Here is a 15,111-nt window from a genome sequence, read left to right as displayed (position 1 = left end):
ATCCGCTACCGCGGCTGACTGGTGATACTGCATACATGCCTTCCTTTTCTTGTGATCCGCGAACCGCCCATGTTGGCTACCTGAGCCGCACTACGGCTAACCCTATAATGAGATAGAAGCAGTTATATGTACCGTAGGGATACAACAGAGCACAAGGCAAGGCGCAGGGGTAAAGAAAAAATCAGCAGGATGCACGGAAAAGAAAAACCCTGACCGGATCATCTGCGGATCCGTTCAGGGTTTATTAACGAGTACGATTCGGTTTAGCGCGTTAGCGCGTACACCGCAGCAACATTACGCGCCGTCAGCTCCACGTTGAATGCCGCATCGCGCAAGGCTTCCGCCAAACTGACCGAACGTGGCACCACACTGAAGACCGCATCGATACCGTGCTGGTGCACAACATCACAATCGTTGGCCAAGCAACCGGCAATCCCGATCACCGGCTTGTTGAACTGCTTGGCCGCGCGCGCCACCCCAATCGGGGTTTTGCCGTGAATGGTCTGGCTGTCGATACGCCCTTCACCGGTGATCACCAAATCAGCATCGCGCACCACATCACGCAGATTCACCGCATCCATCACGATATCAATGCCCGGTCGCAAAGATGCCTGTAACAGCCCCATCAGCGCTGCGCCCAGACCACCGGCTGCTCCGGCGCCAGCGCGATTTTTCACATCGCAACCCAGTTGCGCCTGCATCAAATCGGCATAGTGCGCTAAGTTAGCGTCGAGTTGCGCCACCATCTCCGGCGTGGCCCCTTTTTGTGGACCGAACACGTGCGACGCACCTTTCGGGCCGCACAGTGGATTATCTACGTCACACGCCACTTCAATATCGGTGTGCGCTAAACGGGGGTCCAGACCCGACATATCAATCGTCGCTAAACGAGCCAGCGCTCCGCCACCGTATCCGATCTCTTTGCCTTGCTTATCCAACAAGCGAATACCGAGCGCTTGCGCCATGCCAATTCCACCATCATTGGTGGCACTGCCGCCGATCCCGATGATGATGCGGCGCACCTCGCGATCTAAGGCAGCCAAAATCAGCTCACCGGTACCGTAGGTGGTGGTTTGCAGTGGATTGCGCTGCTCCGGCGTCACCAGATGCAGGCCGGAGGCGGCTGCCATTTCAATCACAGCAGTTTGTGCGTCCCCCATCAAACCGTAAAACGCATCGACTTGCTCACCCAACGGCCCCGTGACCTGACAGCGAATAATCTCACCGCCAGTAGCATCAATCAGAGATTGCACGGTACCTTCACCACCATCGGCCATCGGCAATTTAACGTAATCGGCGTCTGGCAACACTTTACGAAACCCAGATTCAATGGCCATCGCCACTTCCATTGCCGTCAGGCTTTCTTTGTAGGAGTCTGGAGCAATTACAATTTTCATCATGAGCCTCTTAAACAAACAGACCGAATACGCCAAAAATCAAGGTAGACACTACCGCAATCATCAAACCAACCGCTGACTCGTATGGGATCAGCGCCAGACGCTCTTTCATGTCCATATGGACAGAGCCGCCGGTTGCGTGGAAGAAACTGCCGTGTGGCATGTGGTCAAACACGGTGGCACCCGCATGGATCATCGCCGCGCCCGCCAATGCCGGTACACCTAAGTCCAAAATGGTTTGGCTAAACACGCTAGAGGCGACCGCAGTACCGGCTGTGGTCGACGCCGTAGCCAGTGACATCATGGCGCCAGAAACCGGTGCCAACAGGTAAGATGGCAAACCAGAAGAGGTTAATGCATCAATCAGCACATTCTTCAAACCGGAGTTGGCAATGATCCCCGCCAGCGTACCGGTACCCAGTAACATCACCGCAACCGGCGCCATGCGGGTTAAACCGGATACCGCAAAGTGGTTGGTATCACGATAACGTTTCATCACCAACGCCCCCAGCAAGCCACCGACCGGCAGCGCAATCAGCGGATCAATGCTGATACCGGCAATCGGACGCAAGGAAAGCAGCACAATCGCCACCAGCGGTGCGACAATCGCCGCGCCAAAGCTCGGTAAGCGACTCATATCGACATTCACCACTTCATGCGCCTGCACTTTGCTGCCTTTGTGGATCAGCTTCTGGGCAATGAAATAGGCCAACAACATACCGCACAGGCCTGGGATCACGCCCGCCGCCATCACTGATGTCAGGGGCACGTTAAACGCATCTGCTGCGGCAATCGAGTTCGGGTTCGGTGACATCACGTTACCAGCCTTACCGCCACCGACCATGGCCAGCAAAATTGCCATCTTGGAAATATCCGCACGGCGAGCAATCGCCAGCGCAATCGGCGCTACGGTGATCACGGCCACGTCCACAAACACGCCGACGGCGGTCAGGATCATGGTGGCCAGCGCCAGTGCCAGCAGTGCGCGAGTCTCACCGACTTTCTTGACGATGGTTTCCGCAATCGAGGTTGCTGCACCGGATTCAATCAGTACTCCGGCCAGAATACCGGCAGCCAGAATACGCAGCACCGCAGTGACAATGCCCTGCGCGCCACCAATCATCAGCGTCACTGTGTCCGGCAAAGAGACGCCGCCCACCACGCCACCAATCAGTGCACCGATAATCATGCCGTAGGCCGGCGGCACTTTACGTAAAATGAGAGCGATGGCGACCACCAGTGCGGTGATAGCGCCAAGGGTTGATACTTCTGGCATCGTCCTTTCCCGTCAGTGTGTTGAAGTTGCGCCGACTCTACCTGCTGATACAGGATTTAGCTTTAGGCAAGCGGACAAATGAAGGGGGATGAATCAGGGTCAAATTTGTGCAAACGCACAAACTGCGGATTTTATGCGGGAGCGCAAAGCGCCAGATACATTCGTGTTTTATCACCTATTTCATTGAAATTTAACGATGTTATCTTTTCAATTTTATCAAGGCGATAACGCAGCGTATTTCGGTGGATATGTAGCTGGTCACAGGTTTGCGCTAAATCACAATTCTGAGCAAAATATACCCGCAGTGTTTTGAGTAATTGCCCACGCGGGTCTTGTTGCGCCAACATCTGTAGCGGGCGCAGCAGTTGTTGATGACGCCACGCATCATCACGCAAACCGCTCAACAACACCGGCACAATATGATCCTGATAGAACAATACCTGATTCGGAACCGGGTTCAGTGCGCCAATCTCTAAGGTCGCTTTAGCGGTCTGATAGGATTGCGCCAAACCGGATACACCTCGAAAATAGTCGCCCAGCGCAATGCAGATACTAAAGCTGCCTTCCCGCGCTACCTGCCGGATCAGTTTATCCACCCGTTTTTGCTCAACTTCGCGTGACCAGCCCTCCGGCCCCAATTTAATCGGCTTTAACACCACCACTTCGTTACGGGCAACAGAAACGATCCCCACCAGATTATCGCGCTCAGGGTATTCCAGCAGGTGCACCAGTTGCTGTAAGTGCTCAAGCGAGAAATACTCACCAGGCTGCGGCAACACCTTCACCACCGCAGCAATGCGCGGCTGGGTCAGATCCAGATTCAGACGTTCGGCAATCGTAATCAGCTGCTGCTCATTGAGCTCACTGCCTTGGATCAGTTGCAGTACCAACTCTTCACGGTGGCGCTTATTCCACTGGATCTGCGACATCAGCGCGGCTTGCTCAACGATAAGCTCAGCGGTCATTTTGACCAGCTCACCGTAATTGCGCACCAAGGCCGGCTCACCGGAGATCCCCACCACGCCGATCACCTGCTGGTTAAATACGATGGGCAAGTTGATCCCCGGCTTCACCCCTTCGAGGCTGCGCGCCATTGCCTCATCAATCTCGACTACCCGATTGTTATTGAGCACCAAAATCGCGCCTTCATGGCGCTGTTGCAGCCGCGATGGGTCACCCGAGCCGATAATTCGGCCATGCTGATCCATCACGTTGACCGAATAGTGGATAATGTTCATGGTGCGCTCAACAATCTGCCGAGCAATAGCAACGTTTAAGATCATGGAAAACTCCGCATGCCCCACGGGCGTACTGACACTCGCAATTCAGCCAAGCGAGATTCTTAGTCGACTAACTCAATACCCAAACACTCCAACAGCGCCAAGGCTTCATAGCGGGAAAACTTGGCGCCGGTGACCTGATTTTCTAAGACATTCAACGCAAAGTCATGTGAGTCACTCAGATCGGCGTCTTGTAAATTAGTACGCATAAATTGGCTCGCGGTAAAATCGCAGTGGGTCATAACCGATTGGCGAAAATCCCCTTCGCGAAAATCCACATCGTGCAAACGGCATTCATCCATCTGCAATTCATGCAGGGTAAGACCAAAAAACGAGGCGTCACTCAGCAAACAGCGCTGAAATGAGAGTTCAAAATCAAGGTGATAAATCGGCCAGTTGGCTTTAGTCCAATCAATACCAATCAGTTTGCAGTCAACAAACGTCATCCCAAACAGCCGCGAGCCGGTTAACTCCAACAGACTCAGATTACAGCGCATAAAATGACAATTGATAAACCGGCAATTTTGCCAGCGCGCCGCCGAGAAATCACATTCGCTAAAAGTGCAGGCTTCAAACTCCACATCACGCAGTGTGGTTTGTGCCCCATTTAACTGGCTAAAGGTCTGTTCAAAATAGTGTTGCTGGTTTTGGATCTGCGTATGTAGCGCGGTGTGCTGCGGATTTTGTGGGGTATTCATGGCGGTCTCCTGCCGGCTCGTTGTAGACCGGTTGTTCGTGATAACACGGCGGTTAGCGAGAATGATAACCCGCCGTGCGTCGCTTGACTCACTTGGCGTGAACTTTTAGGATGACGCGTCGAAAAGATTTAAGGCTGGTACGGTTATTCCAGCCCTCGTTGCCCAACGAGATGCAGTTGCCTCCCGGCAAACCCACGGCACTAACCTTTAACGAGGATGGTGCGCGTGTCTGCTTTTTCCGTGCACCATCCAACAATCGGATGAGATCATGCACAAGAAACACACCCTAATTATTGCCCAGCTGTTTATTTCCCTGATGATGGCTTGCTTAATGACCGGCATTTTTAGCCTGCTTGAGCTGGGTTTTTCACTTACGTGGCTGCACGCTTGGGCAAAACATTTTCTGCTAGCTTGGCCGGTGGCCTTTTGCTTGTCACTGGTGGTGGGGAATATCGGCTTTAAACTGGCGGAGAAAGTGACGGCGTAACTGTTTTGGCACCGCTGATTTTCATAGCAGGTTCTGTGCTAAAAACGAATCCTGGATTCTAAAACCCGACCGCCACATCCCCCACTAACCATCACTGCGCCAGCTATCCTCGCCCGTAATTATCATGCAATGGAAACTGGCGCAGTCATAACACCAAGGCCGCTCATGCCCGAGCAATACCTTTGCGCGCCGAAGTCAGGCGCGCAAATAAAATCATTCGGTGCAATTCAGATTCTATTCCGACACCTTGCTCAGTTGCCGTTTGTCATACCGGTCTTTGACCAATGAGCCAATCACGACCACCACCGTCAACGGAATGAGGGCATAAACGATAATCCCTTGTACCGATGCCAACCACGGCGCATGCAGCGCACCACCAATCAAGAACAGCGTGTACGCCAGATACAGGATAAAAAACAGCGCGCCCTCGATGCGACTGAGAATCGCGCCAGTAAAAAACAGCGGCACACACAGCAGCGCGACAGCCAGCATCACGGGAAAGTCCTGCTGCACTAACTGCTCATTGCCTGCCAGCCCATTGCTGCTCAGCACACCGGAAACCCCTAACACCGCCAGCAAGTTAAAGATGTTACTGCCCACCACGTTACCGACGGCAATATCGCGCTGGCCTTTAATACTGGCCACAATCGAAGTCATCACCTCAGGCAGTGACGTACCAACCGCTACGATCGTCAGGCCAATCACCGCTTCGCTGACCGCAAATGCACGGGCAATATTCACCGCGCTATTCACCAGCAAGTTTGCCCCCGCGACCAGACAGGCTAAGCCGCCTACAATCCATAACAGATTTTGCCACGTCGGATGCGTGCCGCGGATCAGGGCATCCACTTCATCATCTTGCTCTGTGCTGGCCGCTTCGCTCAGCGCTGCGCCGCTGACACTTGGGGCTGCGGTGTTATTCGCGCCACTCGCCCTTTCTGTTGCTTCGGTGCGCTTGCCCTGCACAAACAAAAACACGGTATAGGCCAGCAGCAACACCACTAAAATACTGGCATCCAGACGGCTCAACACGCCATCGCGGATCATGTAGAACACCAGCATACTGGCCAGCACCATCAGTGGGACATCTTGCCGGATAAGTTGGCGCGAAATGGCCAGCGGCGTGATGATAGCGGCAAGGCCAAGAATAAACAGGACGTTAAAGATATTGCTGCCGACCACATTAGCGATGGCCATTTCACTCTGTCCGGCCAGCGCCGAACGAATGCTCACCGCCAACTCTGGCGCACTGGTACCAAATGCCACGACCGTCAGACCAATCACCAGACTCGGGATCCCGATACTGGCGGCCAAACGCGCAGCACCTTTAACCAAGCCATCTGCGCCGACCACCAGCAGCACCAATCCGATAGCTAATAACAGATAATCCATACCTTACTCCTCCTGAGTCTTGGTCAATCCTCGTCACGGGCAGAGTGCACGTGATGACGCGACATGCACCGCTACACTAACACCTATCAATAGTGCTGCTAGAGCTGCATCTAAACGATGAATCTTTTAAAAGAGTACTCTGAGTCCGGTTCTCAGTCACCCTCCATCCGCTTTCAGCTTAAATAAGCTAAACAACGCAACGCTTTCACCTTTCAGCTCGCATCTTGTTGTATATAGAGCCCTTTTTTTGAAGACGCATCACGGCCGAGCAGCAACAAAGATTTGTATTATGTTTTATTATGCCATCACAGGATCACATCATGAATAAAACCACCAGCGCGCTCGTTATTGGTACTCTGTTATTCTCCGTCACTGCCGCAGCGCAAACCGGAAATGCTAACAGCAATAAAAATAGCCGTGAAGTTGCCAGCGCCCTGAATGGCCTTGCGAATGCTGAATTAAGTGCCGCAAAGGCCCCATCCATTACCGTGGGCACCTTTAATATCGGTGCGGCGAAAGTCTCTTCCATCAGCGAAATTGCCAAAGCGATTAAAGCCAGCAAGGTGGATATCATGGCGCTGCAGGAAGTGGATCAATTAACGCAGCGCAGCGGTAATATTGATCATCTGGCCGAGCTGAAAAAACTGACCGGTATGTACGGCATTTATGGCGCCGCCATTGATTACGATGGCGGCAAATACGGCTTAGCCTTCTTGTCCAAATACCCGATTACGCCAAAAGAGATTGTGCAATTACCATCCGGTAATCGCGAGCAGCGGATCGCGTTTATCGCAGAAATTGATGCACCCAACTTCCCTGCGCCTATCGTGGCAATCAATACCCATCTGGATACCAAAGAAAACGCAGCGGTGCGTATCGAGCAAATCCAAGAGCTCAATGATCGCACCATCGAGATCCGTGGGATAAAATTGCTGTTCGGCGACATGAATGATACGCCGCAAACCGCCAGCATTCAGGAGCTGACTAAATACTGGAATCCGGTAATGCCGCTGACCGCCGATCACCGCACCTGGCCGGCCAATAACCCAGAAATTGGCGTCGATTACATCTTCACCAGTAACGCCCAGCGCTGGAAAGTGAAAGATATGGTGATCCCAGCCAAAACCAGTAAATGGGCCGATGTTAATTGGCCAACTGTCAGCGATCACTTGCCGGTGATCGCCACGTTGCAACTCACCGAACAATAATCGGCACCGCAGTGTGAGTCAGTGAATAAGTGAAAAGCGACAATTGATAAGACGATGACGAGAAGGGATGAACCGCACAAGCGTTCATCCCTTTTTGTTTGAATTTAACGCGCGGTATGAAGGCGCGGTTATGGAAGCGCAGTGTAGTAGACGTGGTGAATCGGCGTGTTTAATTCGCCTTTGGTGTCAGAGTCTTAATCACCTGCGCGGGATTACCCGCAATCACCACATTATCGGGAAAACTTTTCGTCACCACCGCACCTGATGCCACCACCACGTTGTTACCCAACGTGACACCCGGGTTGATGACCGCATGCCCACCAATCCAACAGTTGTCCCCCACCGTGACCGCTTTTCCCAGTTCGCGACCCCTGTTGCGCTCATCGGGATCAAGCGGATGGGTGGCGGTATAAATCCCAACTTGCGGCCCAAGCATGCAGTTATTGCCCATGCGCACTTCAGCCACATCCAGGATCACGCAGTGATAATTGGCGTAGAAATTCTCGCCCACATGAATATTACAGCCATAATCGCACTGAAAAGAAGGCTCGATATGGATCTGCTCACCACAGCTACCGAACAAAGATTTGAGTAGCCGGACTTTCTCGGTGCGCTCTGACGGCGGACACTGATTAAAAGCAAAGGTCAGCGCACGGGCTTGAGCGCGACGCTCAACCAACAGCGGGTCAGCCGGATCGTATAACTCGCCGGCTAACATGTTTTGCCATTCACGGTTCATCTTACACTCCTTTGTTGTTGTCATCTTCCCTGTACGGCGGGCAGCGATAAGCGCGCCGCAACCCACTACTCTACATCGACGACTCTACATCGACGGCAGATCGACATGCTCTACTCGCGCGTCGACCCGCGTGGTGACAGAAAAGCTGTAACAGTCAGCGCGGCATAGACTCTGGCTGACTTCCAGCAACACCTGCTGCGCATCATAGCTACGCTGAGTGACTTCCAGCACTGGCGTGCCTTCCGGCAATTCGAGTAACGCCGCATCAGCGGCAGACGGTAACACCTGACGAATCTGATATTGCTGCGAATGCGGCGCAATGCCCGCTTGTTGCCACGCGGCATACAGCGAGCCTTCTAATAAATCAGGGCGCGGCAAAAAAGCTTTCGGAATATAGGTGGTTTCCACGGAGGTCGGCCGACTATCAACACAGCGCACGCGGCGGATCTTGGCAATTTCACTGCTGGTACTGAGCCCCATCATCTGGGCAATAGCTGGCGCGGCGCTGATCAGCTCACGCACCAACCAACGATCGCTCAATTCGCCGTGCATCCCCAATTGGGTAGTAAAACTGCCACCGGTCAGGTTGTAGTTAAACGGAGTATGCACCACGGTGCCTTTCCCCTGCTGTTTGACCACCAAGCCCTGTTCGGCCAGCAACGCCAGCGCTTTAACAATCGTGGCACGTGACAGCGCAAGATGCTCTGACAAATGTCGCTCGGAAGGCAATACCTGCCCGTGTTTTAGCAATTTGTCTTCGATGGCCTGACGGATCCCCTGCGCCAATGCCAAATAAAGCGGCGTGTTGCTTTGCAACGCTAACCCCGATTTCAGGGTCTCAAACAGGTTTTCCATACTCACGGTTTGCATTTTGTTCTCGTTCTTACGCTTTGGGTCCACGCAACATCACTGTAAAAATGCTTCACAGCTCACACTGGACTATAACTGGATCTGTATAATAGCAAACTGGACTGCAACTGGACTACACAATCAAATACCCCAGTGCACACTCGACCAATGACGCAAATAATAAAGGACACCCCTACTGTCATGTGCTCTTCTGCCTCGCTTGCACAACAACGTATTTTAGGCTGCCTATACGGTCAGGCCATCGGCGATGCTTTTGGCATGCCCTCTGAGCTGTGGTCACGGGAAAAAGTGCGTGCCTATTTTGGCTGGATCTCGGATTTTCTGGATGGCCCACAAGAGAACATCGCCGCTAATGAGTTTGTTCGTGGTCAGTTCACCGATGATACATGTCAGGCGGTTGCATTAATGGATGCCATTATCGAAGATAATGGTCAGATAAATCCACTGACGATTGCCGCGCATATCATGCGCTGGGCCAAAAAGATTGATGCTTTCAATAAAAATATCCTCGGCCCAACGTCAAAAGGCGCATTAACTGCCCTGCAACAAGGCGTGGCGTTGGCCGATATTCAAGCCAATGGCGTCACCAACGGCGCGCCAATGCGCATCGCGCCGGTCGGCTGCTTGTTGCCAACCGCCGATCGCGACGCCTTTATTGAAGCCGTTCGCTTAGCTTGTGCCCCGACCCATAAATCCGATATCGCTATTGCCGGATCTGCGGTGATCGCATGGGCAGTCAGCCGCGCCATTGATGGCGCTGACTGGGCCACCATTTGCCGCGAGCTGCCGCCACTGGCGCATCAAGTACAAACTCGTTTTGCTTCTACCTTCAGCGCCTCACTGGCACGCCGCATCGAGCTGGCATTGCAATCGGTGCGCCAATCTACCGCCATTGCGGCCACCGCCGAAGAAGGGCTGCGTACCGGTTTGGATGAGGTCTACGACCTGATTGGCTCTGGGATGGATGTGATTGAATCCGTGCCAGCGGCCATAGCGATTGTCGAACTCGCCGCCGGGGAGCCGATGCGCTGCGCCGAGCTGTGCGCCAATTTAGGCGGTGACACGGACACCATCGGTGCGATGGCAACCGCAATTTGCGGCGCGCTCAATGGCGTGGACGCCTTCCCACTTGCAGCACGCACGTTAATTGCCGAGGCCAATCAGATTGATTTGGCCGCCTACGCGCAACAATTGACCCAATACCGTCAAACGGAATTTCATCAACAGGAAGTGTGAATATGAGTCAGCAAACTGCAGACGCGGCCTGCGCCGCGCCAGCCGACGGGATTAACCTCATCCCGCCACAACAGTGTACTAAGCGTCCTGCGGAACTGTTTTTTGTCTGGTGTGCCGCGAACATCGGCATCCTGGGCGTGGTGTACGGGGCGGTGATCGTTTCGTTCGGGCTGTCTTTCTGGCAATCCGTGCTGGCAGCGCTGGTCGGCGTAGCATCGTTCTCGCTGGTCGGGATCACCAGTGTGGCCGGTAAAACGGGCCGCACCACCACGCTGACCCTGTCTCGGGTCTGCTTTGGTAAACAAGGCAATATCGCACCAACGGCCTTTTGCTGGATAAACCTGATGGGTTGGGAAGCGGTGAATCTGGTTACCGGCACCCTGACGCTGGTAGCTCTGTTCAGTGCCATGGGGATCGAAACCAGCGCGCTGATCACGGGGATTTCTCTGCTGCTGTTTGGCGGCCTGACCGTGGTGGTCTCCATGTTGGGCCAAGATACCGTGCTGCAGATGCAAAAGTGGATCACCCGCACCTTTGGCGTGATGACGCTGATTGTGGTGCTGTATCTGATGGCCAATGCCGATTGGAATGCGATTTTAGCCCTGCCATCCGGTAACTGGCTGACCGGCTTCTTACCGGCGGTTTCCGTGATCGCCGCCGGTACCGGCATCAGCTGGGCGATTGCCGGCGCCGACTACAGCCGCGATCAGCACGCTGACGCCAGCACCGGTTCCATCTTTTCGGCGGTGGTCGCTGGAGCTGCGCTGCCACTGGTGCTGCTGATGTTTGCTGGGATCCTGCTGACCGCGCAAATCCCCGATCTGGCCTCTACCGAAAACCCGATCGCCGCAATTGGCCAATTACTGCCAACTTGGATGGCGATCCCGTATCTGGCCGCCGCCGTAGCGGGCATCGTCACTATCGCAGTGCTGAGCCTCTACTCTGCTAGCCTGAACCTGCTGAGCATGGGCGTTAAACTGCGCCAATCGCATGCCGTGATGCTGGATGCGGTATTGGTCGTGGGCGTCGCGCTGTATGTGCTGTTTGTCTCCGGTGATTTTCTGGGGCCATTTATCGCCTTTTTGATCTTCTGTGGTCTGTTCTTAGCGGCGTGGGCGGCGATTTTTATTCTCGATTTTCTGGCCCTGCGCCGTCAGCACGGTTATGACTACCGGGCACTGTACGGTGATACTGGCCTGCGTAAAGGCCCACTCGCTTGCTGGCTAGCCGGCGCCTTGAGCGGCCTGCTGGTCACCAAAACCGGTTTTATTGATGGGCCGCTAGCAATCGGTATTTTTGCTGACTCCAGCTTGGGGCTGTTTATCTCCTTTGCCGTGAGTTTAGTTCTGTATGCCCTGTTGTTCGTTGCAGCGAAGAGGAAATAAAAGGATGTTGAACCTAACTGCACAAACACCAGTCATGGTGATTGGCGCTGCCTTTGGCGATGTGATGCTGAGTATGCAGCGTCTGCCGCGCTCAGGCGGCGATGAAGTGGCTAGCGAGACTGGCCGTCAAATTGGCGGCTGCGCCTTTAACGTGGTGCGCGTATTAGCCCGTTTAGGCATGCCGCTGATTAATGGTATTCCGGTCGGCACCGGTATTTGGGGCGAAGCGGTAGCCCGTGCCATGCAGGCTGAATCTCTGCCGGTACATTTGCGTAACCGCGAGCACGATAACGGCTGGTGTCTGGCACTGGTCGAGCCGAGCGGTGAACGCACCTTTGTTACCGTTGAGGGATGCGAACAGTTCTGGGATACTGATGCCCTCGAAGCGCTGCTGCCACAAGAGCCGGCGTGGGTTTATGCTTCCGGTTATGAAATTGCCAGCAACCACGGCAAGCCGCTCCTGAGCTGGCTGACCAATTTGCCAACGCGCGTGAAGCTGTTTATCGATCTCGGTCCGCGCATCAGCGAACTGTGTCCGCAGGTGCTGGCAACCTTGCTTGGACGCGGCGCGCTGCTGACCCTTAACCGCGAAGAAGCGGCGCAGCTGCTCAAACAGCCTGCTACGCCGCAGAATATCGCGGCATTTTGTCAGGCGCACCATGTGCCGCTGATCGTTCGCCAAGACAAAGATGGCGCGCTGGTCGGCTCGCCGGATGGGCAGTGTCATCAGGTGATGCCGGTGTCGATCACCGCGTGCGATACCATCGGCGCCGGTGATGCTCATTGCGGCGCTACGCTCGCCGGATTGATGAGCGGTCTGCCATTGGTGGAAGCGGTGCAATTAGGCAATCTGGTCGCGGCCATTGTCGTCAGCCGCCCTGGCGCTGACGGCGCGCCGTATCTGGCGGAGCTGAGCGATTACGCGTTGCCGGCAATTCAGCAGATAAACTGACGGCACCACACAAAACGGCACGGCACTGCTCGGCAATAAGCTCGCCATCATGCTGTCTTATCCCGCCTCGCCATGCAAAATGCATGGCGAGGCTTTTTTTCCCTTTTCCCTTTTTTGCAATATGGTGCCGTTCGATTGATCATTTCAATAATTGTTGTATAGTTGAATGATAACTCGTTAGTGCAGAGAATTTGTATGGACAAACCTACCGCAACCAAAGTGTTTGAATCGCTCGCCTCGGGCATTCGTCTGGATGTTTGGCGCTTGCTGGTTAAAGCCGGACTCAACGGCATGGTCGCCGGACAACTGGCGACTGAGCTGGATCTGGCGCCAAACACCCTCTCGTTTCATCTCAAAGCCATGTTGCACGCTGGGCTTGTTTCGGTTGAGCAAGAGGGCCGTTTTTTACGCTATCGCGCCAATATCCCACTGATGCTGGATCTGATTGGCTACCTGACCGAAGAGTGTTGTCAGGGCCAACCTGAGCAGTGCGCCGATCTGCGCAAAAGCGCTGGCTGCTGTGAAGCCGTGCTACCGCCGCTCAGCACAACAACAGAAAAATAGTCTTCACGAACGGCTCATAAGCAAGGAAAACAAGGCGTTGGCCGATTCCTGAGAGCCTGAATAACATCGCTAGCGTACCCGCCTTTTAGTGCGCGCTGGCTCAATTTTTTCGGAGAGTGTGTATGTCTGCCCCCACCTGCGGCGAACTTGCCACCACAAAACGCATGCGTTTTCTCGACCGCAACCTGACGCTTTGGATCTTCGCCGCCATGGCGCTGGGCGTCGGCATTGGTTATTTCTTCCCACAAGTCGCTAGCTGGAATGAGGCGATGTCAATTGGCAGTACCAACATTCCACTGGCGATTGGCTTGATTTTAATGATGTATCCGCCGCTGGCGAAAGTGAATTACGCGGCGATTGGAACGATGACCCAAGATCGCACCGCAATCACCTTATCGCTCATCATGAACTGGTTAGTCGGCCCGCTGTTGATGTTCGTGATTGCGCTGGTGTTCTTGCACGATCAGCCCGGTTACATGACCGGCCTGATTTTAATTGGCTTAGCGCGCTGTATCGCCATGGTGCTGGTGTGGAACGATCTCGGCGGCGGTAACAAAGAGTACGGGGCTGGACTGGTCGCCCTAAACAGTGCGTTCCAAATTCTGACTTACAGCTTCATGGCGTGGTTATTTATCACGGTGCTGCCGCCGCTGTTGGGCTACCAAGGCTTTGCGGTTGATATCACCATGTTAGATATCGCCAAAAGTGTGCTGATTTATCTGGGGATCCCCTTCTTAGCCGGTTATCTGAGCCGTAAATGGCTGATTAACGCCAAGGGGGAACAATGGTATAGCGAAACCTTTATCCCCGCTATTTCGCCAATCACCTTGATTGCTCTGCTAGCAACCATCGTGCTGATGTTCAGCCTGAAAGGGGAAATGATTGTTGAGCTGCCGATGGATGTGTTGCGAGTAGCCATTCCGCTGGTGGTCTATTTTGTTCTGATGTTCTTTACCAGTTTCCTGATTGGTAAAAAGCTCGGCTTACCGTATGACAAGAATGCCTCAATTGCGTTTACCGCAACCGGCAACAATTTTGAATTAGCCATTGCCGTAGCGATTGCCGTGTTTGGCCTCAATTCCGATCAAGCCTTTGCCGGTGTCATTGGCCCCTTGGTGGAAGTGCCGGTATTGATTGCTCTGGTGAATATTGCCCTGAAGATGAAACAGCGTTATCAGACCCAAGGAGTTAAAGCATGACCGATTCAAGCGTGACCATTTACCACAATCCGGAGTGTGGCACATCCCGAAACACGCTGGCGCTGATCCGCAATAGTGGGATCGAGCCTGAGGTAATTTTGTACCTGCAGACCCCGCCGGACAGAGCCACGCTGCAGCAACTGATTCAGGCGATGGGAATTTCGGTTCGTGCTCTGCTGCGTCAGAACGTCGCGCCGTACGCCGAGTTGGGGCTGGCCGAGGATAAGTTCAGTGATGAGCAATTGCTGGACGCCATGCTGGCACACCCGATTTTGATTAACCGCCCGATTGTGGTGACGCCCATCGGTACTCGCCTGTGCCGCCCATCAGAAGTGGTGCTGGATATCCTGCCGCAAGCGCAGCGCGGCGCGTTCAGCAAAGAAGATGGCGAGCAAGTGGTCGACGCACAGGGCAAGCGCCTGCGCTAA

At 54.0% G+C, this 15,111-nt stretch carries 15 protein-coding genes; 8 read left to right on the top strand and 7 right to left on the bottom strand.

Annotation, left to right across the window (positions count from 1 at the left end; translation table 11 throughout):
• Positions 1 to 263 precede the first annotated feature (263 nt).
• From LQ901_RS15670 to LQ901_RS15655, 4 genes are all read right to left on the bottom strand, one after another.
• On the bottom strand, positions 264 to 1,397 hold the full coding sequence (locus tag LQ901_RS15670) for a glycerate kinase (protein ID WP_152129517.1): 1,134 nt from the start codon (positions 1,395 to 1,397) through the stop codon (positions 264 to 266).
• A 10-nt stretch (positions 1,398 to 1,407) separates the two neighbouring features.
• Positions 1,408 to 2,673 (bottom strand): GntP family permease, encoded by a 1,266-nt coding sequence (locus LQ901_RS15665; RefSeq protein WP_010863183.1) that lies wholly within the window; start codon positions 2,671 to 2,673, stop codon positions 1,408 to 1,410.
• 131 nt (positions 2,674 to 2,804) lie between these two features.
• Positions 2,805 to 3,956, bottom strand: a complete 1,152-nt coding sequence (locus tag LQ901_RS15660; RefSeq protein WP_010863184.1) for a sugar diacid recognition domain-containing protein — start codon at positions 3,954 to 3,956, stop codon at positions 2,805 to 2,807.
• 59 nt (positions 3,957 to 4,015) lie between these two features.
• Positions 4,016 to 4,651: a pentapeptide repeat-containing protein gene (locus tag LQ901_RS15655; protein ID WP_233672423.1), complete on the bottom strand. Its 636-nt coding sequence runs from the start codon at positions 4,649 to 4,651 to the stop codon at positions 4,016 to 4,018.
• Positions 4,652 to 4,919: 268 nt separating this feature from the next.
• Between LQ901_RS15655 and LQ901_RS15650 the strand changes: the two genes are divergently transcribed.
• The gene (locus tag LQ901_RS15650) at positions 4,920 to 5,138 is read left to right on the top strand and encodes a DUF2798 domain-containing protein (RefSeq protein ID WP_112866760.1); all 219 of its coding nucleotides are present in this window, start codon (positions 4,920 to 4,922) and stop codon (positions 5,136 to 5,138) included.
• Positions 5,139 to 5,372: 234 nt separating this feature from the next.
• On the opposite strand, the gene LQ901_RS15645 is transcribed toward LQ901_RS15650, so the two are convergent.
• Positions 5,373 to 6,530, bottom strand: a complete 1,158-nt coding sequence (locus LQ901_RS15645) for a calcium/sodium antiporter (protein WP_233672422.1) — start codon at positions 6,528 to 6,530, stop codon at positions 5,373 to 5,375.
• A 320-nt stretch (positions 6,531 to 6,850) separates the two neighbouring features.
• On the opposite strand from LQ901_RS15645, the gene LQ901_RS15640 reads away from it, so the two are divergent.
• Positions 6,851 to 7,738 (top strand): endonuclease/exonuclease/phosphatase family protein, encoded by an 888-nt coding sequence (locus LQ901_RS15640; RefSeq protein WP_233672421.1) that lies wholly within the window; start codon positions 6,851 to 6,853, stop codon positions 7,736 to 7,738.
• Positions 7,739 to 7,907: 169 nt separating this feature from the next.
• On the opposite strand, the gene LQ901_RS15635 is transcribed toward LQ901_RS15640, so the two are convergent.
• Complete coding sequence (locus tag LQ901_RS15635; protein WP_218572270.1) at positions 7,908 to 8,477, bottom strand: sugar O-acetyltransferase; 570 nt, start codon at positions 8,475 to 8,477, stop codon at positions 7,908 to 7,910.
• Between the two features lie 84 nt (positions 8,478 to 8,561).
• Positions 8,562 to 9,347 (bottom strand): GntR family transcriptional regulator, encoded by a 786-nt coding sequence (locus LQ901_RS15630; RefSeq protein WP_218572271.1) that lies wholly within the window; start codon positions 9,345 to 9,347, stop codon positions 8,562 to 8,564.
• A gap of 180 nt (positions 9,348 to 9,527) precedes the next feature.
• On the opposite strand from LQ901_RS15630, the gene LQ901_RS15625 reads away from it, so the two are divergent.
• The 6 genes from LQ901_RS15625 to arsC all read left to right on the top strand — a co-directional run bounded on the left by LQ901_RS15625 (position 9,528) and on the right by arsC (position 15,111).
• Positions 9,528 to 10,583: an ADP-ribosylglycohydrolase family protein gene (locus LQ901_RS15625; protein WP_152135565.1), complete on the top strand. Its 1,056-nt coding sequence runs from the start codon at positions 9,528 to 9,530 to the stop codon at positions 10,581 to 10,583.
• 2 nt (positions 10,584 to 10,585) lie between these two features.
• Complete coding sequence (locus tag LQ901_RS15620) at positions 10,586 to 11,968, top strand: cytosine permease (RefSeq protein ID WP_152136581.1); 1,383 nt, start codon at positions 10,586 to 10,588, stop codon at positions 11,966 to 11,968.
• Positions 11,969 to 11,972: 4 nt separating this feature from the next.
• A complete protein-coding gene (locus LQ901_RS15615; RefSeq protein WP_233672420.1) occupies positions 11,973 to 12,920 on the top strand; it encodes a PfkB family carbohydrate kinase in 948 nt (315 codons plus the stop codon).
• 195 nt (positions 12,921 to 13,115) lie between these two features.
• Positions 13,116 to 13,484, top strand: a complete 369-nt coding sequence (locus LQ901_RS15610) for a helix-turn-helix transcriptional regulator (RefSeq protein ID WP_010863194.1) — start codon at positions 13,116 to 13,118, stop codon at positions 13,482 to 13,484.
• A gap of 122 nt (positions 13,485 to 13,606) precedes the next feature.
• Complete coding sequence (arsB, locus tag LQ901_RS15605) at positions 13,607 to 14,683, top strand: ACR3 family arsenite efflux transporter (RefSeq protein WP_047708442.1); 1,077 nt, start codon at positions 13,607 to 13,609, stop codon at positions 14,681 to 14,683.
• On the top strand, positions 14,680 to 15,111 hold the full coding sequence (arsC, locus tag LQ901_RS15600) for a glutaredoxin-dependent arsenate reductase (protein ID WP_112866766.1): 432 nt from the start codon (positions 14,680 to 14,682) through the stop codon (positions 15,109 to 15,111). Before arsB ends, arsC begins: the two co-directional genes overlap by 4 nt.

Source organism: Plesiomonas sp. PI-19, from assembly GCF_021368255.1.
GTDB classification, from domain to species: domain Bacteria; phylum Pseudomonadota; class Gammaproteobacteria; order Enterobacterales; family CAMTGL01; genus Plesiomonas; species Plesiomonas shigelloides.
The sequence above is the reverse complement of the archived record's forward strand: the minus strand, read 5'-3'. Positions and strand labels throughout refer to the sequence as shown.

Bases quoted from the DNA above. Each gene is read 5' to 3' on its own strand.
- LQ901_RS15670 (WP_152129517.1), bottom strand. From the start codon at position 1,397: ATGAAAATTGTAATTGCTCCAGACTCCTACAAAGAAAGCCTGACGGCA.
- LQ901_RS15665 (WP_010863183.1), bottom strand. From the start codon at position 2,673: ATGCCAGAAGTATCAACCCTTGGCGCTATCACCGCACTGGTGGTCGCC.
- LQ901_RS15660 (WP_010863184.1), bottom strand. From the start codon at position 3,956: ATGATCTTAAACGTTGCTATTGCTCGGCAGATTGTTGAGCGCACCATG.
- LQ901_RS15655 (WP_233672423.1), bottom strand. From the start codon at position 4,651: ATGAATACCCCACAAAATCCGCAGCACACCGCGCTACATACGCAGATC.
- LQ901_RS15650 (WP_112866760.1), top strand. From the start codon at position 4,920: ATGCACAAGAAACACACCCTAATTATTGCCCAGCTGTTTATTTCCCTG.
- LQ901_RS15645 (WP_233672422.1), bottom strand. From the start codon at position 6,530: ATGGATTATCTGTTATTAGCTATCGGATTGGTGCTGCTGGTGGTCGGC.
- LQ901_RS15640 (WP_233672421.1), top strand. From the start codon at position 6,851: ATGAATAAAACCACCAGCGCGCTCGTTATTGGTACTCTGTTATTCTCC.
- LQ901_RS15635 (WP_218572270.1), bottom strand. From the start codon at position 8,477: ATGAACCGTGAATGGCAAAACATGTTAGCCGGCGAGTTATACGATCCG.
- LQ901_RS15630 (WP_218572271.1), bottom strand. From the start codon at position 9,347: ATGCAAACCGTGAGTATGGAAAACCTGTTTGAGACCCTGAAATCGGGG.
- LQ901_RS15625 (WP_152135565.1), top strand. From the start codon at position 9,528: ATGTGCTCTTCTGCCTCGCTTGCACAACAACGTATTTTAGGCTGCCTA.
- LQ901_RS15620 (WP_152136581.1), top strand. From the start codon at position 10,586: ATGAGTCAGCAAACTGCAGACGCGGCCTGCGCCGCGCCAGCCGACGGG.
- LQ901_RS15615 (WP_233672420.1), top strand. From the start codon at position 11,973: ATGTTGAACCTAACTGCACAAACACCAGTCATGGTGATTGGCGCTGCC.
- LQ901_RS15610 (WP_010863194.1), top strand. From the start codon at position 13,116: ATGGACAAACCTACCGCAACCAAAGTGTTTGAATCGCTCGCCTCGGGC.
- arsB (WP_047708442.1), top strand. From the start codon at position 13,607: ATGTCTGCCCCCACCTGCGGCGAACTTGCCACCACAAAACGCATGCGT.
- arsC (WP_112866766.1), top strand. From the start codon at position 14,680: ATGACCGATTCAAGCGTGACCATTTACCACAATCCGGAGTGTGGCACA.